A 22,739-nucleotide genomic window follows, 5' to 3' on the forward strand; every position below is an offset into this window, starting at 1 on the left:
TGCCCCCTGCCTCTTTGTTGAATGCTGATTAGTTCTGAATGTTGCGATCGCTATTAGGTAAACTTTGCTGGTTGCTGGGTTCTTTATGAAATTGAGTATACATATAGGCCAGCAATGCTAAAGTCAGCCCAATGGCCAAGACCACTCCCAAGATTCGCAAAAAATTAGGAGTAATCTTTGTAGCTAGCTGCTCACTTAGCTTTGGTTGGTAAATAGTGTCATCTAGTGGTACTTGTCGTCTGCCTTGATTGGACGCAGGTCGTGGTTGATACAATGTCACATCTGGCGGCCCTTGTGGTCTGCCTTGCCCAGATCCTGGTCGCGGTTGAAACAATGTCTTATCTGGTGGCACTTGTTGTCTGCCTTGTCCAGATCCTGGTCGTGGTTGAAACAATGTCTTATCTGGTGGCACTTGTTGTCTGCCTTGATTAGATCCAGGTCGCGGTTGAAACAATGTCTTATCTGGTGGCACTTGTTGTCCGCCTTGATTAGATCCAGGTCGCGGTTGATATAAGGTCACGTCCGGTTTACTGGGGTTGGGATTATTCAGAGAACTCTGCGGACTTTGCTCAACTGGGTTAAACTGTCTCGGAACAGTTTCGTGATTTGAACCTTGGTTGTATCCAGGCTGAAGCGGAGGAACTGTTTCCTCAGATTGGTTTTGCTCAATCGGGTTAAATTGTCTGGGAACCGTCTCGTGATTTGAACCTTGATTATATGCAGATGGCGGACGGAAAACTGTGTCGTCGTTCGATTGTCTGGGAACCGTTTCGTGATTTGAACCTTGATTATATGCAGATGGCGGACGGAAAACTGTGTCGTCGTTCGATTGTCTGGGAACCGTTTCGTGATTTGAACCTTGATTATATGCAGATGGCGGACGGAAAACTGTGTCGTCGTTCGATTGTCTGGGAACCGTTTCGTTGTTTGAACCTTGATTGTAGGAAGGTTGTGCTTGCTCGGTAGCTTGTCCGGGTAAAGTAATAGTGCCTGTGACAGATTTGGCAGCAGCTTGCAAAGCAAGATTGAGTTCTTCTACCGTTGCAAATCGGTTAGCTGGGTTCTTGTGGAGGCATTTCATCACCACCGCTTCTAATTGTACGGAAAAATGCTCACAACCTGGCTGCGATCGCAGTGGTTTCGGTGGTTCATAGGCATGAGCTAATACCCAAGAAGCCTCGCTAACATGACTACCTTTAATGCTGATTCCAAAGGGATCGGCGGCACTCAGCATTTCATAAAGAATAATTCCTAAACTGTAAATATCACCCCTCGCATCCAGGTTTTTATCACTTTGGATTTGCTCAGGAGGTGCATAACGAAATGTCCCAATAAAAGTACTGGTGATATTTGTAATATTGGCATTTTCGGAAGATTCACTCCGAATTTTGGCAACACCAAAATCCAAAACCTTTACCCACTCACCCAAATCTGTAGGCACTAAAAATATATTATCTGGTTTCAGGTCACGATGAACTACCTGAATATGCTCAGTGCTTTTTCCGCCTTCCCGTTGGAGAGTAACCCCTTGATGGGCAAGCTGTAAACCTTTGCAAACTTGCGCCATAATTTTCACCGCCCGCTCAACAGATAGCCGCTTTTCGCGTAGCAGTAATTGTCTGAGCGTTTGCCCGCGTAAATATTCCATTACGTAAAATGGAAAGCCTTCCGAAGTGACTCCACAATCACTAATCTTAACAATGTGGTCACTTTGCAAAGCAGCACAAACTGCCACCTCACGCTCAAAACGCTTTCTCATTTCTTGTGATGCCACCAGCGTATCTTTGAGCAACTTCAACGCTACCTGCTGGCCTACACGGGTATCCGTTGCCAGGAAGACATCTCCCATGCCACCCCCGCCTAACCGTCTATCTAAACGATATCGCTCGTTATCACCTAGCAAGCGACCAATCCAAGAATTTGAAGGAGGTGGGGATTTCATCTGGGGGAACCCATCCTAGTTACTTTAAGGTTTTAACTTTAGTCAGATATACTACTAGTATTACAAATATTTTGCTTACTTAGTAACTTAGATAGATACTTAGTAGGATATATTACTTAACATTTATCTGATTATACTCAGTTTAACATATTAATAACTTAAAGTAATGCTAGCAATTTGATAAAATGTTTAAAGTTAAGACCTATGGTAGTTTAAATTTGTTCCTTGTGTGAAGTTAACGTAAATTATACGAGGTCTTTAGCTTCATTAGTGCTGATAAGTCGTACGCCATGCGGATAGTCTCTGTTACAGAATATTTAAATTTTTGCAAAATACATTCAGTCAATGTACTCTGGCGTACATGATTAATATGTGCTATTGCCATGAGGAACGAGGATGAGTAATGTACTCTCTATAGCCGCCGTGACAGCAGTACTAAAAGTCTTGCTGGAAAATGGCTTAGTCAGCGATCCGATCGCTGCTAGTGTTGGTGATGTGATTGTAACTGCCCTACCGCCCGATCGAATTTCAGTTGAAGCTGACGAGCGCGCTCAAATCAACCTCTTTCTTTATCAAGTAACACAGAATCGCAATGTCGATTGGGTATCTCAAGAATTTCGGAGCAAGCATTCACATATCAATGGAAACACGCCATCTCAGAGTCAACCACTAGCCCTTGACCTCCATTACTTGCTAACAGCCTACGGAGCCAAGGATTTTCAGGCGGAGCTTTTATTGGGCTATGCAATGCATTTATTACACAAAACCCCAGCTATCACATCGGATATTATTGAGAATACTTTAATAAATGCCTCTACAACTAATACCTCAAGTGCTTTTTCGCAAGCTGTAGCAAGTGTATCTGTACCTGATTTAGCTGAACAAATTGGTCAGATTAAACTGACTCCAGAGTTTTTTAACATGGAAGAAACTTCTAAATTATGGTCTGCTTTACAAACACACTATCGGCCTTCGGCTACTTATCTGGCATCAATGATATTGATTGAAAGTAGCAAACCTGAAAGTTCTGAAGGTTTCTCCATTATGCCCTTGTCTAAACCGACTATAGAGCAAGTTATAGCTCCGGCAAAGACCGATCAAACGATTGTTACGGGGACAACATTAGTAATTCGTGGTAAACGTTTACGCGGTGAGATTACCCGAATTCGTTTGAGTAATACGGAGAATTTAATAGTACCTCATGATGTTAAAGAAACACAAATTAGCCTGTTAGTCCCATCAGATTTATCCGCAAGTGTGCAGGGTATCCAAGTTGTGCATCTAACAATGGGCAATGCAGGACAAACAGATTATGTATTTGAATCAAACGTTGCAGCTTTTGTCCTCCATCCAACAATTACAGCATTTGTCGCTCAAGTGGAAGATAGCGGCGACAATTTACGCACAGCAGAAATTACCGTTAAATTCCAGCCCAAAGTTGGTAAGGCACAGCGAGTAGTTTTGCTACTCAATGAAGTATCAGTTAATAGTCCGGTAGCTTACTCTTTCTTGGTTGCACCACGCACTGAAGACACCGATGCAATTAATATTCCTGTCAAAAACATCAAGCCAGGAACTTATATTGTTCGGGTGCAGGTAGATGGGGCTGAAAGTCCACTGCACAGGAAGAATCAGTCTGGAGCTTATGATTCGCCACAGGTGACAATCTTATGAATGCTACAACAAATCTCAATTGGGATGAGGCAAACTATCGCTATCTATCAGCAGCCCTTACCGTGGTGCGTGGGATTTTAGAAAATCACACAGCAAAAGAACAAAATCAATCTGTAGAGAAAAACCAAGAGCATTTACAGCAATTACAGGAAGCTACTGCTGCAATGCCTGCACCATCGGCATTAGAGAGAGTATGCAAAATATTTAGCCTCTCATCCTTTGAACGTGATTTGTTGCTGTTGTGTGCAGGTATGGAATTGAATGGAGATTTTGCTAAATTGTGTGCTATGGCGCACGGAGATTTACAACGAGCTTATCCAACTCTAAGTTTAGCTCTATCCACTTTACCTAACGTCCACTGGGATGCGATCGCTCCAAATGCTCCCTTACGTTATTGGCGGTTAATTCAAATTGGTGATGGCCATGCCCTGACTCTCAGCCCCGTAAGAATTGACGAACGAATTTTACATTATCTCACGGGCATTCAATATCTTGACGAACGATTAGCAGGCACCATTGAACCATTACAAGAGGTTAGTGATTTAGTCCCCTCGCACCAAGATTTAGCAAAGCGAGTCGCAGCAGTTTGGTCGCAAGCTGATAAAGTTAATACCTTACCAATCGTCCAGCTATGTAGTAGCGAAACTACTAGCAAACGTGCTATTGCCGCTACCATTTGTCAACTCCAGGGTTTAAGTTTGTGGGTAATGCCTGCACAACTTATTCCCTTAGCACCTAGCGAGTTAGATAATCTCATCCGCCTGTGGACTCGTGAGACGATTTTAAGTAAGTGTGCGTTACTTATAGATTGTAACGAACTAGATAATAATGATATGGCGCGGCTGAGTGCGATCGCTCGTTTCATCGAACGCACCAGGGGCTTTTTAATAATTACAAGTCGAGAACGGATTGGACTAGGACAACGCCTGGTAGTTAATTTTGACGTACATCAACCAACTACCAAAGAACAAGGTACAGTTTGGCAAGATGCACTAGGTGATATGGCATCACAGATGAACGGGCAAGTTAAAACCCTAGTGGATCAGTTTAACCTAAGTGCCGCAACTATCCGGGCTGCTTGTGCAGAAGCCGTAGGACAGTTAGCGCAAAAACCAGACAACGATATCACTAGCATTTTATGGGATGCCTGCCGTGTGCAAGCACGTCCGCGTTTGGATGAACTCGCTCAACGGATAGAGCCATCTGGTGATTGGGAAGATTTGGTATTGCCAGAGGCGCAGAAACAAATTCTCCGAGAAATTGCGGCTCATGTTCGTCAACGCAGTACTGTATATAACAATTGGGGTTTTGGTGCTAAGAGTGCTAGAGGATTGGGAATTAGTGCCTTATTCGCAGGTGCTAGCGGCACTGGTAAAACATTAGGGGCGGAAGTACTCGCCCATAAATTGCGCCTCGACCTTTATCGGATCGATCTATCATCGGTAGTTAGCAAATATATTGGCGAAACAGAGAAGAATTTGCGCCGGGTATTTGATGCTGCTGAACAAGGCGGGGTGATTTTGTTATTTGATGAAGCTGATGCTTTATTTGGCAAACGCAGTGAAGTTAAAGATGCGCGCGATCGCTATGCCAATATTGAAGTTAGCTACCTATTGCAACGGATGGAAAGCTATCCAGGTTTAGCAGTCCTGACTACGAACCTGAAGAGTGCAATTGATACAGCCTTTCTCCGCCGGATTCGCTTCGTGGTGCAATTCCCTTTTCCTGATACAACACAACGAGCCGAGATTTGGCGGCGCGTCTTTCCCGCCGACACCCCAACCGCAGACTTAGATGCCCTGCAACTAGCACGGCTAAATGTCGCTGGGGGTAATATCCGTAACATAGCCTTAAATGCAGCTTTCCTCGCCGCCGATGCTGGGGAAGCAGTACAGATGAAACACTTATTGCGGGCTACTCAGACGGAATATAGCAAGTTAGAGAAACCTTTAACTGATGCGGAAGTTGGGGGCTGGATGTAGGCTGTTGACTTTGTGCCTTTTAGAGGTTGTTTGAAAAGTGGTTAACTGTGATTTTAGGCACTTATTGATTCCCCCTAACCCCCCTTAAAAAGCTACGATGTACACACAAGTCTTCTAACATTGCCCCACAATCTTTTGATCCCCCCAACCCCCCGATAAATTGGGGGGCAAAAAACTTTCAAAGTCCCCCAATTTATCGGGGAGCCACTGCGGGAACAGGGGTCGCCCCCGCCGCAGGATGCGCGAAGCGCTGTAGTGAAGCAAGTGGCGTGGATTTAGGGGGATCTAAAAGGATTTGATACATCACTAAGAACTTTTCAAACATCCTCTAAGGCGGTTTTCGTTCATGCAGTTTTTGTGTCGTCAACTAACTGCGAAAATAGGATTTTTCTTTTTGAGATCATAGATTGACCAAAAACTCCAGCTAACCATGCTTCAACATCAGCAAAACTGATTGCTTTCAGCGCATTTTTACAACGGTATTTGTTAGATTCATCGTAGATAAACTGCCTCCCCGCTTTTCGATAGGGTGCTATGAAGTACCTCATTTGATTAGGTAAAACTATATAAGTTAATATCCATTAATAATAGATATTTGAAAAATCAAAACTTCGTAATATTTCTAATTAGATAAAATTTTCAACTCCTGACACCAAGATTTGGCTAAACTCTCATCTAAATTAATAAATTAGCAAAATATGTAATAATAATTACAATAGTTGGGAAAATCTGCCGTGTTAACTCAGGAGACAAAACTGCTTTTAATTGGTCAGGTAACAGATATAAGCGGAATCCCTATCAGGACAATTCGCTATTACGAGAGTTTAGGTTTAATCAAATCATCAAGACGAACAGAGGGAGGCTTCCGTCAGTTTTCATTGGATGTGCTGACTCGTCTAGCGTTCATTAAAAGGGCACAAAATCTTGGTCTTAGCTTAGAGGAGATTGGAAATATTCTTCAGGTCTATGACCAAGGACAAGCTCCCTGTGGTGAAATCAAAGAAAAGCTCCAGGACAAGGTTTTGCAAATCGATCGCCAAATCGATCAGTTGTTAACTTTGCGATCTGAAATAAAGGGATTACTTTCAGGCTGGAAGAATATCGGCGACCAGTATGAAGATACAATTTGCCCCATTATTCAAAATATCCCTCAGTGCTGAGAAACAGAAAAGAAGACAGAGGAGGCAGCAGGATCTAACTTATGACAGCACATATCCTTTTGGTGGAAGATGAAGTCAAACTAGCAAGATTTGTCGAATTAGAACTAAGTAGTGAAGGATACCAAGTAAGTGTCGCCCATGATGGGATTGGCGGTCTAACCTTAGCGCGAGACTCATCACCAGATTTAGCGATTCTGGATTGGATGTTACCAGGTTTAACAGGTTTAGAAATTTGTCGCCGTTTGCGAGCAACAGGTAGTACAGTACCAGTAATTTTGCTGACAGCAAAAGATGAAGTGTGCGATCGCGTCGCCGGTTTAGATGCAGGAGCCGATGATTATGTAGTTAAGCCCTTCAGCATTGAGGAACTACTAGCTAGAATTCGCGCTCATCTGCGCCGCACGCAAGAAACAGACGAGGATTTGTTGCAATTTGAAGATTTAAGCTTAAATCGCCGCACTCGTGAAGTTTTTCGGGAAAAACGAAGCATTGAGTTAACAGCAAAAGAGTTTGACTTATTAGAATATCTCCTCTCACATCCCCGTCAGGTGTTTACTAGAGATCAAATTTTAGAGAAAGTTTGGGGTTACGATTTCATGGGTGATTCTAATATCATTGAGGTATATATTCGTTATCTGCGACTCAAATTGGAAGAGAATAATGAAAAGCGTTTGATTCATACAGTCCGTGGTGTAGGTTATGCACTGCGAGAACAATCGTAATGACTAGTACCGCAAGGCGGAAGTCAAAAGTCAAAAGTCAAAAGAATTGTATTCCAGGCTTTTGCGCCATTTGAAATGGTGAACCAGCGCTGCGGGAGGGTTTCCAACGCCAGTCGCTCATGGGGGAAACCACGCCACTTGCTCATGGGGGAAACCCCCAAGACCGCAGTGGCTCCCCAAGACCGCAGTGGCTCCTCCGCAGGCGACTGGTGTTAGCGTAGCGTTAGCGAGCCTGCGAGCGTCACTCGAAGGGTATGTTTATTTCCGCCGTGTTGTACTAGGTGATTTCGACACAACAAAGTAACATTTTAAAGACAAAAGAGGATCATGAATAAAAAATGGGCTGTTAAACGACTAACAGTAAATCTCACAACTGAGGAAATGAAGAAACTTGAACACTACTGTGCTTTGACAGGAAGGCCAGCAACAGATGTAATTCGAGAATTGCTCCGAACTCTTGAGGTTGACAGTGCTGAAAACTCTGAAACGGGAACAGCAGACTCAAGAATAACAGTTGGCAGTTCGTTAAAATCACAGTAACTATTCACCAGAATATCCTGCCAAATCTCATAAATCTGCTATCTTAACTTACCGTAGTGGCGTGTCAAGGCTAAAATAGCGCATTAGACGTAGGTTGGTGAAGCGGAGCGTAACCCAACATAAATCTCATCTAAGTTGAGAACCATAGTTTTCGCCCTCACCCTAAATCCCTCTCCCATATCTGGGAGAGGGACTTTTTTCTTTGCCATGTCTTAACAAGCATATATTTTGGGCATCATAATGCCAAGCCGAATACATGAGCTAGCAGCCAGAAAACTTTTGGCGGCAAGTTTTTTATTTACAACTATAGTATCGACCTATGGTAGATAGCTTTATACTTTATCTCTTTCTTTCTCGACATACTTGGTACACTGGGTTGATTTGGAGATGCCTACAGATTCAATTGGGAGTAATCTGTAGCATCGGGATTTGGACATTCTCAGAAGCTAACGTACAAGCTTCCCAAGCACATCACATCTGGAAATCACCTTCAGAATTGACTGAGGGAGTCATCAGAATAAATCCTGAGCCAACACCTATTTTGATGGCGGCCCCCGAAAACTTCAATCCTGATTTGCAATTACCGCCACTGTTACCTGAACCACCGCAGAATTCTAGTCCACCAACAACTTCTACCGAACTAAGAACGCCGGATGCAGTTTTGGAAAGTATTGATACGGACTATCGCTATGACACAGATAATTTTGGTCAAACCAATTTATTTTTTGAACCAACGGCTCAGTTTCGATTGAGTAATGGTAATAAAATATTTGTCAAGACAGGTTTTAACTTATTTGAACAACGCGGTGTTGAATCAGTTACGAATTTTCCCTTGCAAGTTGGATGGCAAGGAAAGATTGGGCAAGTGACTCTGCAAACGGCGGCCGGAGTCGATGTCTTCAATCGTTTACCTACAGCTATCAATCTCAATGCTAAGGTGGAGGCTCCCATTTCGCAGCCGCAAGTTTCGTCATCAGGTCAATTGCTATCGGTAGTAGTACTATCAGGCAATTTAGAACAAGGGCCTTATAAATCCAATGCTCGAACTTTAGAAAATCAAATTACTGCTTGGCGGTTTGGTCCTGATTTATACTGGCAGATTGACGGTAAAACCAGCTTGTTTTCATCATTGCGTTTGGGTAGTTACAACGATGGTAATTCCGAGGTGCAGTCATTTAGTAGGGTAGAGCGCAAGTTCGGACAGTTTTCTTTGGCAGCTAACTTATTCACTTGGAGTTTCGATCGCGATTTAGAACGCACAAGTGGCTATTTTTCCCCACCAGATTTTCTAGTTTACAACGCTGAGGTGGCTTGGGAAGGAAATGTTGCTAATTTCTTACGCTGTCGCCTCGCTGCCAACTTAGGACAGCAGCGACTTAAAGGAGAATTTGATAACGCCAATACTTATCAAACGCGCTGTACGGTAAAGGTTTCACGAAATGTAGAGGCAGACCTTGGCTATAGCTTTAGTAATGTCCGCAATCAAGAAACAGGGGGGAGTGCCTATAGTGGTAATTCCTTGACAGGACAGTTGCGGGTCAAGTTTTAGGGGGCAGGGGGCAGGGGGCAGAAGATAGGAGTTAAACCTTATAAATAATCTAAAATCCAAAATCTAAAATCCAAAATCGAATAGGGCTTAAGAATGAAAGCACCATTACCTGATAACGAAATACAGCGAATTGAATCTCTTTTGCAGTATAAGATTCTTGATACTCGTTCGGAAGCTGCCTTTGACGATCTTACCCGTCTAGCCTCATATATTTGTGGAACTCCTATTGCCTTAATCAGTTTAATTGATAGCGATCGCCAGTGGTTCAAATCTAAAGTTGGTTTGGATGCCCTAGAAACACCGCGAGATTTGGCATTCTGCGCCCATGCGATTATGCAACCGGAAGTTTTTGTTGTGCCTGATGCCACAGAAGACGAAAGGTTTGCGACAAACCCGTTTGTCACTTCTGACCCAAATGTTCGGTTTTATGCGGGTGTACCGTTGACTAATCCTGAAGGATATGCATTAGGAACACTTTGTGTAATTGACAATGTACCAAGAAATCTCTCTCCAGAACAAGTTGAAGCATTACGAATTTTAGGTCGCCAGGTAATCAAGCAACTAGAAATGCGGCGTAGCTTGGCAAGTTTGGTGTTGGCGAGTGATACACGCAAACACACACAGAAGGCAAGCAAACAATTTTTTAAAAAGGTTGCTGTAGGGTTTGGGTTGGCGTTAGCAATTTTGGTTCTGATTGCCACGCTCTCGTATCAGAGTACAGAAGTGTTGGATAATACGAGTAAAAGATTGAATAACATCCAACTGACAATCAACAGCTTGCATGAACTGCTGTCTAACATCAAGGATGCTGAAACGGAACAAAGCGGTTATATACTCACCGGAAATGATGCGTATCTAAAACCATATCAGATAGCACTTATTAATCTTCCTCCAGAAATTAAGCAGCTAAGGAAATTAACCCTAGATACTCCTGGGCAACGGAGTCAACTTTACACCCTTGAATCGCTAATAGTAGTAAAGCTGAAGGAACTGAAAAGGACTATCGACTTGCGCCAGAATATCGGTTTGGATGCTGCATTAGAGGTAATAAATGCAAATCAGGGAAATAACTTAATGAGTGATATCCGCAATATCATTCGTGAGATGGAAAACGGTGAGAGGGATGAGCTTCAGCAGCAGTTAACAATCACAAAAACCAGGGCCCACAATACTATTTTGATGCAGGCGATCGCTATTTGCCTAAGTTTTCTGATTCTGACCATAGTCTACTACTTTATTTATCGTGAGGGAAAAGAGCGTAAATTAACAGAAGAAACACTGAACCAAGAACGCAACTTTATCTCAGCAGTCCTTGATACAACCAGCGCTTTGGTCATAGTTGTTGACCCTAAAGGGCAAATTGTTCGCTTCAATCAAGCTTGTGAACAAACCACTGGTTACTCATTTGATGAGGTGAGAGGAAGGCATTTCTGGAACTTGTTTTTACTTCCTGAGCAGGTAGGGCCGGTTAAAGCAGTTTTTGAGCAGTTGCGATCTGGTGAAGGGCCCAAGGAATACGAAAACTATTGGGTAACAAAAAATGGCAGTCGGCGGCTCATTGCCTGGGCTAATACTATTTTGCAAGACCATGAGGGTGAGGTTGAATATATTGTTGCCACAGGTATTGACATCAGTAATGTCTACGACGAGCTTCGCTTACGCAAACGAACTGAACAGCATTTAAAAGCACAGTATGCTACAAGCCGCGTCTTAGCAGAGTCTACTACGATCAACGAAGCTATACCCCAGATTTTGCAAGGAATCTGTGAAAGTTTGGGATGGGATTTGAGTGAAACTTGGATGGTCGATCAAGAACTAAATATACTTAATTTGCTAAATATATGGTATAAAATCTCCATGAAAATGCAAGAATTTGACATCCTAAGTCGGCAGACCACGTTTGCACCGGGAATTGGTCTGCCTGGTCGTGTCTGGGCTAGTGCTAAACCTATTTGGATCGCTGATGTCGTTAAAGATAATGATTTTATCCGCTTTCAAATCGCTGCCAAAGTAGGATTACACGGAGCTTTCGGTTTTCCAATCCGTACTGGTAAAAAAATCCTCGGTGTTATTACCTGCTTTAGCCATGAGATTCAACAACCTGACCCAGATTTGGCAACAGTAATGAATTCTATTGGTGAGCAAGTAGGGCAGTTTATTGAGCGCAAGCAGGCAGAAGAAGAACTCCAACGCCAAAATTTGCGATCGCAACTATTTACTGAAATCACCCTTAAGATTCGTCAATCTTTGCAAATCAAAGAAATTCTCCAAATCAGTGTTACAGAAGTACAAAAAATTCTCCATAGCGATCGAGTTTTGATTTATCAACCAAAAGCTGATGGATCTGGAACCACAATCGTTGAGGCAGTAGTTTCTGGCTGGCTGGCAATTAAAGAAAAAGAGCTAGCCGATGCTTACTTTCAAGCCGAATATATACAGCAGTACTATTTACAGCAGTACCGTCAAAAACGGAATCTGGGGCTTGCTGAATTAGATATAGTTGAAGTCCAACAAAGCCATATCGAATTACTACAACAATTTGGAGTCAAATCCAATTTGGTCATACCGATTCTTGTCAAAGAAGAACTTTGCGGTTTACTGATTGTCCATCAGTGTGGCAGTTCCCGTCAATGGTCTAGCTTTGAAACTCATCTTTTACGGCAAATAGCTGACCAAGTAGGTATTGCCTTAGCCCAAGCCCAAATGTTAAATGCAGAAACTCAACAGCGAAGAGAACTCGAAATTGCCCGTCACCAAGCTGAATTAGCTTCTCAAACCAAAAGCGCCTTTTTGGCCAACATGAGCCATGAAATTCGGACTCCGATGAATGCTGTGTTAGGGATGACAGGCTTAATGTTAGAAACTCCCCTAAACTCGGAGCAACAGGATTTTATCGAAACAATTCGCATTAGTGGAGACGCTCTTTTGAGCCTCATCAACGAAATTTTGGATCTGTCCAAACTTGAGACTGGGGAAATGGCACTAGAAACTCTAGATTTTGACTTATCTACCTGTGTAGAAGAGGTGTTGGAATTATTAGCTCCCTCAGCCCATAATAAAGGATTAGAAATTGCAGCGTTAATCTATCCCAACGTTCCTACCCAACTTCAAGGCGATGCTGGCCGCCTCCGGCAAATTCTTATGAACCTGATCAGCAATGCAATCAAGTTCACCAGCAATGGAGAGGTAGTATTAAGGGCAGAATTGCGATCGCAAAGCTCTACTACAGCCACCATCTATTTTGCCATCACAGATACCGGTCTTGGCATTACCCCCGAAGATCAATCTAAACTCTTTAGGCCATTTACTCAAGTAGATGCTTCCACCACCCGTAAATATGGCGGCACAGGTTTGGGATTAGCCATCTGCAAGCAATTGGTGAGCTTGATGGGAGGAGAAATTGGCGTAGAAAGTCTTTTGGGCAAAGGATCTAAATTTTGGTTTGAAGTAACTCTCGCCAAGCAACTTCACCCTATTTCCTCAGAAGACGATGACTTTGCCAACGCCAAGGGCGAACGCCCAATTCTGACTAATCGGCGTTTGTTAGTAGTGGATGATAATGCTACTAATCGCAAAATCATCCACCATCAAGCTACTCGTTGGGGAATGTTGGTAGATCAGGCTGCTTCGGCTACTACTGCCCTCAAAGCTATTCACAAAGCCGCCGAAAACAATCTCTATGACATAGCTGTGATTGATATGCAGATGCCAGAAATAGATGGCATGACTTTAGGAGAACAAATTAAGACAAATTTAGCGATCGCTGGGCTACCTTTAATTATGCTTACCTCTACTAATCAACGCGATGAAATCCAGCGATCGCTAAAAATAGGATTTGCCGCTTATTTAGTCAAACCTGTTAAGCCTTCCCGACTCCTCGATACCATCATGACTATCTTAGGAACGCAGATAAAGGAGGAGGCAGAAGTCAGAAGTCCAAATTCCGAATTCCGAAGTCAAGAATTAAAACTAAAAAATTACGAAAACAACAGCAACGATCATTCTTCTAGCTCCCGCCTCCTAGCTCGTGACTTCCATAAATTAAGAATTCTCTTAGCTGAAGATAATGTGGTGAATCAGAAAGTTGCCTTGAAGCAACTCCAAAGCCTGGGTTATAGCGCTGATGTTGCTGGTAATGGAAAAGAAGTTTTGCAGCTATTAGAAAAAATCCCCTACGATTTAATTTTGATGGATTGCCAAATGCCAGTTCTCGACGGTTTAGAAACTACAAAAGAAATTCATCGTTGGCAAGAAAGCAGTTTTGTCAGTAGTCGTCGCCCTGTAGTAATTGCGATGACAGCTAATGCGATGAAAGAAGATCAACAAATGTGTCTAGATGTAGGAATGGATGACTATCTGAGCAAACCAGTAATTAAAGAAAAATTGGCGGCGGCGCTACAACATTGGGGAAGTGTGATATTTAAGGCAAAAGAAATATATGCCTTAGAACAGAAAGTTTCTAAAATAGATGTATGTTCAGTTGACCTCCCAATTGATTGGGAACGCTTGCAGCAACTTTCGGAAAACAACCCAGAATTTGAATTAGAACTACTACAAATATTTGTTGAAGATATGCAGCCTCGTTTAGAGGTCATTAAAATAGCGATCGCAGCTTATGACTTTGAGCAACTAGCGCTCCAAACCCATCAAATTAAAGGTGCTAGTGCCAATATGGGAGTTACAACCATGTATTTAGCAGCAGAAAAATTAGAAAAACTAGCTTACAATCAAGAGCGCAGAGGTACCACTAACTTAGTCTTAGAATTAGAAGAATTTGTTAAACTCATCCAAGAATTTTTGATCTGTAAACATACTAAGTAGTCAGATAGCGAGCGTTCGCAATGACCGTAAATATTTTGGTGCGACCAAGTAACGCCAAAACATGAAAGACTAATAATATTGATTAATAAATGAACGGCGACAATTTTTTATGATTAAGCATGAAAAATATTATTTAATAGATATAATAACTTGTGGAAAATTGGGAATAATAACTTTGATGTGATATAAAGTAGGCTCGGTGAGTTAGCTGCATCTTCTGCTAAGAACTTTTAGCCTAAATGTCAGTTCAAGGCATCATCTCCTATCCCCAATTAATTCCCGAAAAGTGAGGTTTTACTGATGAGTCAGATGAGTAAAGACGATGTACGAGAAAGACTTGGCAATATCGATCAAATCCGCGATATTATTCTTGGAACACAGCTAAGAGAGTACGAAAATCGATTTAGCAAGCTGGAGTCAGATATATCTCTCCTGCAACAACAGATGCGATCGCATGTCGATCAACTCAAGTCCAACTTTTCGGCTGAACTAAAAGCTGGGTTTGAGGCATTAGATAAAAAGCTGAAATCACTCAACCTGGCCACTCAAGAAGAAACTGTTGACTTACGGCAACAAGTTGATAGACTCAATAAAAAGTTCTCTAGCAGCGTTCAGTCACTTGATGAAACCTTAGATAGTCAAACTACCTCAATTCGAGATGAAATCTTTAAAACCAAAGTCCAATTACAAGATGATGTTACGGCATTACGCGATCTGATCTTAGAAGAAATAGATCGACGCTTCTCACAGTTGACAGACACTAAGGTTTCTAAAGACGATATGGCTGAAACTTTATTTGCCTTGGGAATGCGTCTGAAAGAAAATGAATTAATTCCTAAATTACGAGAAGCAGTCGATGAACACAACAACGACTATAGTGCTGTACCGCTTCTAGAAACTACAAAGTTGTCAAAAGTGTTAACTCACTCCAAAAGTTCAGCAGAATTACATTCGTAATTAAGGTAGAAGGTAAGGAGAGATGAGGGAGATGAGGGAGCAGGGAAAAAATAATAACTCCCCATTCCCCATTCCCCACTCCCCATACTTCGACTGCGCTCAGTACAAGTTCCCCATTCCCCATTCTTAAAAGTATGACTCAGGTGGAAAATTCGATTTCTCAATCTGTTGAGTTAAAACCAGAAAAAACTGTACAGCTTGACAATTTATTGAATCTACTAGTCGAACTCAAAATTATCGAATCACCACCTGAGCAATCTTTTTCTTTATCACCATCAGAAACTGATAATATTAATGAGGATATTACAGAAGAGATTGAATTATTGCAACTCACTCCAGTTCCTTGGGAAGCATGTGAGGCTTATTTAGAATCTGCTTTGACTTCTCCTCAAAATCTACCTATTACATCGCAAGTTATTAGAGAAGAATTAGAAAAACCTGTTGAAATGATTGCCACCTTTGAGAATAATTTAGACAACTCAGACTCAGAGGATGCATTGCAAAAACTACGAGAGATATTGGTCGGATATGAACTAGCAGAAATAAACAATATTACAGCTAAACTTGAACAAAAGTTAACAAAAATAGAGAATCAAATTTACGACCCTAAAGAGCTAATAAATCTACTCCTACCGTGGATTTCTGAGCTTTTAAGGCTGACGATCGCAGAGTCAAGAGAGGAAATTGTACAAATAATTGCTCCTATAATCGATCAGACTATCCGTAGTCGCACTGAACAGGATAAAAGTAGTATGAGTGCTGCGATCGCACCTGCTATTCCCCTAGCTATCTCCCAGCAGATTATTATTGACCCAAAGGAAGTTTCAGACGCGATCGCTCCTGCAATGGGACGAGCGATAAAAAAGCAAATTGAAATTGAACAGAATATTGTTGTGGATGCACTCTACCCAATTATTGGCAGTACCATAGCCAAATATATGGCAGAGACAATCCGTGCTATTAACCGACAAGTTGAAGAAACCCTCAGCATTGAAGGCATCAAACGTAAAATTCGTGCCAAGCTACAGGGAGTTTCAGAAGCAGAATTAATTCTTAAAGAAGCTTTACCATTTACAATTAAAGGCATTTTTTTAATTCATAAAGCATCTGGTTTAGTTATCTCAGATATTCAGCGCTCTGATGTAGAACAGCTAGAGGCTGAAATGCTAGCAGGAATGCTGACAGCAATTCGCAGCTTTGCCAATGATTGCATCAATCAATCTGGAAGCGTGACAGAATTAGATGCAATTGAATATGGCACATCTAAAATTATTTTAGAAGTTGCAGGATACTGTTATTTAGCCATCGTTGTCCAAGGAGAGCCAAGCAAAAAATTTATTTTAAAAATGCGGCAATTATTCAGCACAATCATTAAAGAACATGGTGATTTAATTGAAAAATTTGACGGCGATCCAGATTTAATTCCTATTGAAGTTAATATACTTCTGGAAGAACTGAAAAATATAGATACTCAGGAGAAAAAGAAAAATAAATTATCACCCCTATTGCTATTAGGCTTAATAGTTGTCAGCACTATTTTCATTCCTTGGGGCATTTGGCAATACCATAGTGGAGTTATCCGTTCCATTGAAAATCAAACTTCGTTGGCTCTTACTTCTGCTCCAGAACTAGCCGTGTATCGACTTGCCGTACAAGTAGAACACAATAAATTAAAATTAACAGGACGATTACCTAATCAGCCTCTTCGCCAGAAAGCCGAGCAAATTGTCAAGATAACTTCTCCAAATTGGTTGATTGACAATCAAATTTTATTAGTAGAAGTACCAGCAGATCCTGTGTTAGCTGCTGCTGAAGTCAAACGAGTTACAACAGTTTTAAATCAGACTGAAGGTATAGCGATTTCCGCTCAATACATCACTGGTAAAGTAGCTGTTGAAGGTAGTGTCAACCGGATTGCAGATGCTCAGATTATTACTAACGCATTTGACAAAATTCCAGGCGTAAAATCCGTATCTAGCGCGGTGCGAGTACAACCTCCTCAGATTGAAGTTCGATTTTACTTTCAACCAGACTCAGCGAGTTTAATGAAAGCGGACTTAAAACACAAAGTTCAACGGGTAAAGTTTTTTCTCAATCAGCACCCAAATAAACATTTAAAAATCATGGGTTATAGTTATGACCGGACTGATGCGAATACAAATACATCCCAAAAATTGGCACTGGCGCGAGCAAAAGCTGTACAACAAGCACTGATTAAATTAGGTGTCGAGCCATCTCGTTTACAGGTCATTGGTAAAACAAATTTACCACCAGGAATTGATGCAACTCAACCCTCATGGTTAAGTCGCTGTGTCACTCTAGAACCGATAAATAATAGGACTTACGCAAAACTACGTGCTGTAGGGGCAATTCATGAATTGCCCCTACCTAAAAATTAGGATTTTGGCTAAAGTTTTGCGTAAGTCCTGAATAATTAATTTTAATTTGATCGTAATAATGATTCGGATAAAAGATTTTCTACTTTTTACCAACTATGTCTACACTTTCTAAAAAAATATGTTTATTTGGTGATTTTGGTGTTGGTAAGACTAGTTTAATTCGCCAATTTGTAGAGTGTAAATTTAGTGACGAATACCTTTCAACGGTAGGAGTTAAAATTTCTCGTAAATTAGTTAGTCTTCCTGAAAAAGACCTATCTGGCAGACAAGATTTACAACTAATGATTTGGGATATTGAAGGCAGTAATAAGTTTAAGGCAGTTGCTAAGAATTATTTTCAAGGTTCTAGAGGTGCTGTGATAGTTGGTGATGTAACACAACCAGAAACACTCAATCATATCCGGGAGCATATTCAAACTTTTTTAGCTGTTAATCCTCAAAGCTATATTATTGTTGCACTGAATAAATCAGATATGATCGCAGCCGAATATTTAGAAAATATCCGAGAAACATATCAATTTTCCGAGCAAAGTAATATATTAAACACATATATAACTTCAGCTAAAACTGGTAATAATGTTGATAAAATATTTCAAACTTTAGCCACTCGTTTAATTTAGCAAGATGAACTCATTATTTACAAAATTATTGTCTGTATGTGGTATTCAATATTTGATAATTGATGAAAACTTCCAGATTATAGAGATGTCTCTGGAACTAAATCATTTTGTCGATATTGGTTATGAAGTGAAACTCGGTCAAGATGTTCGGATTTGTTTTCCCGAATTAGAGGGACTTGAAGATATTTTTGATGCAATTCGACAGGGGGAACAAGATAATTTTGAATTAAAGGGAATTAGGCGATCGCAAGATACTGATTCTCCTTTGTATATTGATATTCGGATTACGAATAATATCCAAGAAGACGATTCTAGCAATCCGATAGTTATCGTTGTTGAAGACGCGACAGAACGAATGGTTCTTGAGCAATCTTTGTTCCAAGGTGCAAATGAAGCAAATCTTTTGTTACGTAATTTAAAAGCTTCTAAACAATATATTGACCAAATTGTGACATCGATGGCAGATGCCTTATTAGTGACAACACTGTCAGGTAAGATAAAAAAAATTAATTATGCAGCACAAATTTTATTGCAATATGATGAAACAGAACTCATCGGTCAACCTATCACCAAAGTTATCAGAGAAGTCCATAACTATCCACTACTGATTGACGATATTAAAAGTATTGATATATCCCAAAACTCAGATATAAATCTTTTAGTAAAAGAGGTAGAAACCGTTTGTTATACCCAAAGGGGTAAAACAATTCCTGTAGCTTTTTCATCCTCAATAGTTAAGACAGAAATTGAACATTTTCAAGGTTATGTTTACATTTTGCGAGACATGACTGAACGAAAGCAGGCAGAACTAGCTAAACAGGAATTCTTAGCAATGATTAGCCATGAAGTTCGGACTCCGATTGCATCGGTAACTGGTATGGCCAGTTTGTTGCTAGATACTGTATTGAGTGCTGAACAGCAAGACTTTATTGAAATCATTTACACTAGCGGAAATTCCTTACTCAAAATTATTAACGATTTTCTTGACTTCTCTAAAATACAATCGGGCAACTTGGAACTAGAAGAGGAACCTTTTGCTTTAGAAAATTGTATTAATGAGGCTATTTATATGCTTGCGCCTCAAGCTAAAGAAAAAGGTTTAAAACTCACATTTTTAGATACTCCTAAACTTAATACTACGATTGTGGGAGATATCACCCGACTGCGCCAAGTCTTGATTAATTTACTCAGTAATGCTATTAAATTTACTGAAATTGGAAGTATAGAAGTTTCAGTTATAATTCGCCAGAATAGTGATATTAATTATTCTTCTGCTGTAAATAGTTACGAAATTCAGTTTAGTGTTAAAGATACAGGCATCGGAATTCCACGCGATCGCCTTGAACGTTTATTTAAAGCTTTCAGTCAAGTTAACTCCTCAATTACTCGACAGTATGGCGGTACTGGTCTAGGTCTTGCCATCTGCAAGCAACTGTGCGAGTTAATGGGCGGTAGAATTTGGGTTGAAAGTGAACTTAATGCAGGTAGCACATTTTACTTTACGATTGTCGCTTCTGTTATTCCAGAGGGAGTGGGGAGTCAGGACGAGCTAAACGCCCCGCTAACAGAATTTAGGAGTCAGAATTCAGGACGGGCTAAACGCCCAGCTACCGCTAACATAATTCAGGAGTCAGAAGTGAAAAATTATGATAACAATGGTAATTATGATTTTCCTAGCTCCTGTTTCCTGGCTCCTGACTTCCATAAATTAAGAATTCTTTTAACTGAGGATAATCTGGTGAATCAGAAAATAGCCTTGAAGCAACTCCAAAACCTGGGTTACAGTGCTGATGTCGCTGGTAATGGCAAAGAAGCGTTGCAGCTATTAGAAAAAATTCCCTACGATTTAATTTTGATGGATTGCCAAATGCCAGTTCTCGATGGTTTAGAAACCACAAAAGAAATTCATCGTTGGCAAGAAAGCAGCTTTGCAAGTGGTTGTCGTCCTGTAGTAATTGCGATGACAGCCAATGCGATGAAAGAAGATAGACAAATGTGTTTGGATGCCGGAATGGACGACTATCTGAGCAAGCCGGTAATCAAAGAAAATTTGGCGGCGATGTTAGAGCATTGGGGAAGTGTGATACTCAGAGCAAAAGAAACAGATGTCTGGGAACAGACACTTTCGACAACAGATGTAGATTCAGTTTACCTGCCAATTGATTGGGAACGCTTGCATCAACTCTCAGAAAACAACCCAGAATTTGAATTGGAACTACTGCAAATATTTATTGAAGATATTCAACCTCGTATAGAGGTAATTAAAATAGCGATCGCAGCCTATGACTTTGAGCAACTGGCGCTCCAAACCCATCAAATTAAGGGTGCTAGTGCCAATATAGGAGTTACAACCATGTATTTAGCAGCAGAAAAATTAGAAAAACTAGCTTACAATCAAGAGCGCAGAGGTACTACTAACTTAATCTTAGAGTTAGAAGAATTTGTCAAACGCATCCAAGAATTTTTAATTAGAAATTAGGAGTTTGGAGTTAAAAGTGTCACTTAATTAAGATGGATTTAGATCCCCGACTTCTTGAAGAAGTCGGGGATCTGGGCTGCAACCAACCCTATCATAGGTATATTTAATAAGATTTACTAATAAATAAACAGTAACGATTATCTACCGTCCGTTCATAACTCAACTTGTCGGCAATAGTAGACATAATTTTTAAACCACGCCCACGCTCTTGATCGTTCTCCTCAAATTCAGATATTTGCTGCAATTGCTGTTCTAAGTCAAAGGGTTCACCTTTAGACCAGATGCGAATTTCTATGTATTTATTTGACCGTACAGCTTCCATCTCAATAGGAGTTTCAATAGGTAACTTTTTGTGGGCATGTTCAACAATATTAGTGAAGCCTTCTATCATCAATGTTTGACATTGCCACCATATTTGTTTATCGGGAATAGGTGGTTGATTCATCTGCTCGAACCAAGATAAAACTTGAGGTGAAGCTTTAAGGTCTGTGTTGACTTTGAGATAAATTTTATTATTCACTTCTTAACTAATAAAATATTTTTAAATCATCATATTCGCTAATTAGTTGATTAATTTGAGTATTTTTACTATACATTAAAAACTAAATTGCATATAACTTAAATAAAGCAGCTATTTACTTATCATCTTACTTATAACACTGTAATTTATGTTTAAAATTCTGGTTATTGACGATGACCCGACAGTGCGAGCAATACTGAAAAGCACACTCCAAAAGCAGGGTTATGAGACTACTGTAGCCAGTAATGGCGAAGAAGGAATGAAACAAGCACAACTACTACATCCTGCTCTAATTATCTGTGACTGGATGATGTCACAGGTAGATGGGCTAGAAGTGTGTCGGCGAATTAGAACAGATCCAGACTTGGCAACTACGTTTTTTATTCTATTGACGGCTAGGGGAGCAGCAAGAGGAGAGGAGGAAGATAGAGTTAGGGGACTTGACGCTGGAGCAGATGAGTTTATCTCTAAACCAATAGAGATGAATGAATTGAAAGCACGGGTAAGAGCAGGACTAAGATTACATCAGCTAAATCAGGATTTACAAAGTCAAAAGCAAGCTTTAGAGACACTCAATCAGGATTTGCAAACCCAAAAGCAAATTTTGGAAGCAGAATTATCTGAAGCAGCTGCTTATGTGCGATCGCTTTTACCCTCACCACTTGTAGGATCAGTAACTACAGAAAATCTGTTTATTCCCTCAGCGCAGCTAGGAGGCGATTGCTTCGACCATCATTGGATTGACGAGGATAATTTGGCAATTTATTTGTTGGATGTATCAGGTCATGGGGTGGGTTCAGCCCTCCTATCTGTATCCGTGCTGAATGTTTTGCGATCGCAATCTCTACCAAACACTAACTTTTGTCAACCCAGTGAAGTCTTAAAAGCCCTCAATCACGCCTTCCAAATGAGCAAGCACGGTGATAAATACTTCACAATCTGGTATGGAGTTTATCACCGCCTTAAACGTCAACTCATTTATGCCAACGCCGGACATCCACCGGGTTTATTATTATCTAATGCCTCTACGAACAGCATTGAAGTTAAACAGCTAAGTTCTTTAAATTTACCAATTGGCTTTTTACCTGATGTCCAATTTGAAGATGCTGCTTTTGAGGTTGAACAAAACAGCACTTTATACATTTTTAGTGATGGTGCTTATGAAATTAATCAATCAGACGGTAAAATTTGGGGTATTGATGCTTTCATTGACTTACTAACCAAATATAGTCAGAAAGATACCTGCAACCTAGATAAACTATTAGCGAACATTCTCACTTTAAATGCTCAAGATAATCTTGATGATGACTTATCTTTAGTAAAAGTTAACTTTGGTTAGTATAGTCAAATATGCACCTTAAAATTTGGTATTGT

At 40.7% G+C, this 22,739-nt stretch carries 16 protein-coding genes; 12 read left to right on the forward strand and 4 right to left on the reverse strand.

Translation table 11 applies throughout. The features are described from left to right. Nucleotides 1-28 precede the first annotated feature (28 nt). The gene (locus tag HWQ36_RS22270; RefSeq protein ID WP_292706564.1) at nucleotides 29-1,942 is read right to left on the reverse strand and encodes a protein kinase; all 1,914 of its coding nucleotides are present in this window, start codon (nucleotides 1,940-1,942) and stop codon (nucleotides 29-31) included. A 396-nt stretch (nucleotides 1,943-2,338) separates the two neighbouring features. On the opposite strand from HWQ36_RS22270, the gene HWQ36_RS22275 reads away from it, so the two are divergent. Together HWQ36_RS22275 and HWQ36_RS22280 are read left to right on the forward strand one after the other, a co-directional pair. Continuing rightward, nucleotides 2,339-3,616 (forward strand): DUF4255 domain-containing protein, encoded by a 1,278-nt coding sequence (locus HWQ36_RS22275; protein WP_292706566.1) that lies wholly within the window; start codon nucleotides 2,339-2,341, stop codon nucleotides 3,614-3,616. Further along, a complete protein-coding gene (locus tag HWQ36_RS22280; RefSeq protein WP_292706567.1) occupies nucleotides 3,613-5,598 on the forward strand; it encodes an ATP-binding protein in 1,986 nt (661 codons plus the stop codon). Before HWQ36_RS22275 ends, HWQ36_RS22280 begins: the two co-directional genes overlap by 4 nt. A gap of 344 nt (nucleotides 5,599-5,942) precedes the next feature. Here HWQ36_RS22280 and HWQ36_RS22285 read toward each other — a convergent pair whose 3' ends face one another. After that, entirely contained in the window at nucleotides 5,943-6,146 is a 204-nt protein-coding gene (locus HWQ36_RS22285; protein WP_292706568.1) for a hypothetical protein, read from the reverse strand. Between the two features lie 186 nt (nucleotides 6,147-6,332). Here HWQ36_RS22285 and HWQ36_RS22290 point away from each other — a divergent pair, with 186 nt between their 5' ends. Then, nucleotides 6,333-6,758, forward strand: a complete 426-nt coding sequence (locus tag HWQ36_RS22290; protein ID WP_292706569.1) for a heavy metal-responsive transcriptional regulator — start codon at nucleotides 6,333-6,335, stop codon at nucleotides 6,756-6,758. A 41-nt stretch (nucleotides 6,759-6,799) separates the two neighbouring features. Next, on the forward strand, nucleotides 6,800-7,480 hold the full coding sequence (locus HWQ36_RS22295; RefSeq protein ID WP_292706571.1) for a response regulator transcription factor: 681 nt from the start codon (nucleotides 6,800-6,802) through the stop codon (nucleotides 7,478-7,480). Between the two features lie 23 nt (nucleotides 7,481-7,503). On the opposite strand, the gene HWQ36_RS22300 is transcribed toward HWQ36_RS22295, so the two are convergent. Next, nucleotides 7,504-7,626, reverse strand: coding sequence for a hypothetical protein (locus tag HWQ36_RS22300; protein WP_292706572.1), 123 nt, complete (start codon nucleotides 7,624-7,626; stop codon nucleotides 7,504-7,506). Nucleotides 7,627-7,807: 181 nt separating this feature from the next. Here HWQ36_RS22300 and HWQ36_RS22305 point away from each other — a divergent pair, with 181 nt between their 5' ends. From HWQ36_RS22305 to HWQ36_RS22335, 7 genes are all read left to right on the forward strand, one after another. Then, on the forward strand, nucleotides 7,808-8,020 hold the full coding sequence (locus HWQ36_RS22305; protein WP_292706574.1) for a ribbon-helix-helix protein, CopG family: 213 nt from the start codon (nucleotides 7,808-7,810) through the stop codon (nucleotides 8,018-8,020). A 319-nt stretch (nucleotides 8,021-8,339) separates the two neighbouring features. Then, on the forward strand, nucleotides 8,340-9,569 hold the full coding sequence (locus HWQ36_RS22310; protein WP_292706576.1) for a hypothetical protein: 1,230 nt from the start codon (nucleotides 8,340-8,342) through the stop codon (nucleotides 9,567-9,569). Nucleotides 9,570-9,662: 93 nt separating this feature from the next. Beyond that, entirely contained in the window at nucleotides 9,663-14,390 is a 4,728-nt protein-coding gene (locus tag HWQ36_RS22315; protein WP_292706578.1) for a response regulator, read from the forward strand. Nucleotides 14,391-14,690: 300 nt separating this feature from the next. Continuing rightward, complete coding sequence (locus HWQ36_RS22320) at nucleotides 14,691-15,347, forward strand: hypothetical protein (RefSeq protein WP_292706580.1); 657 nt, start codon at nucleotides 14,691-14,693, stop codon at nucleotides 15,345-15,347. Nucleotides 15,348-15,481: 134 nt separating this feature from the next. Further along, entirely contained in the window at nucleotides 15,482-17,746 is a 2,265-nt protein-coding gene (locus tag HWQ36_RS22325; RefSeq protein ID WP_292706582.1) for an OmpA family protein, read from the forward strand. A gap of 95 nt (nucleotides 17,747-17,841) precedes the next feature. Next, on the forward strand, nucleotides 17,842-18,366 hold the full coding sequence (locus HWQ36_RS22330; protein ID WP_292706583.1) for a Rab family GTPase: 525 nt from the start codon (nucleotides 17,842-17,844) through the stop codon (nucleotides 18,364-18,366). Nucleotides 18,367-18,370: 4 nt separating this feature from the next. Continuing rightward, nucleotides 18,371-20,845: an ATP-binding protein gene (locus tag HWQ36_RS22335; RefSeq protein ID WP_366829487.1), complete on the forward strand. Its 2,475-nt coding sequence runs from the start codon at nucleotides 18,371-18,373 to the stop codon at nucleotides 20,843-20,845. Nucleotides 20,846-20,948: 103 nt separating this feature from the next. Here HWQ36_RS22335 and HWQ36_RS22340 read toward each other — a convergent pair whose 3' ends face one another. Continuing rightward, nucleotides 20,949-21,365, reverse strand: a complete 417-nt coding sequence (locus HWQ36_RS22340) for an anti-sigma regulatory factor (protein WP_292706584.1) — start codon at nucleotides 21,363-21,365, stop codon at nucleotides 20,949-20,951. Between the two features lie 148 nt (nucleotides 21,366-21,513). Here HWQ36_RS22340 and HWQ36_RS22345 point away from each other — a divergent pair, with 148 nt between their 5' ends. Next, nucleotides 21,514-22,704 carry a SpoIIE family protein phosphatase gene (locus HWQ36_RS22345; RefSeq protein WP_292706586.1) on the forward strand — a complete coding sequence of 397 codons (1,191 nt, stop codon included), beginning with the start codon at nucleotides 21,514-21,516 and terminating at the stop codon, nucleotides 22,702-22,704. Nucleotides 22,705-22,739 lie beyond the last annotated feature (35 nt).

The sequence above is a fragment of the Nostoc sp. NMS2 genome, assembly GCF_017115105.1.
Lineage (GTDB): Bacteria > Cyanobacteriota > Cyanobacteriia > Cyanobacteriales > Nostocaceae > Nostoc.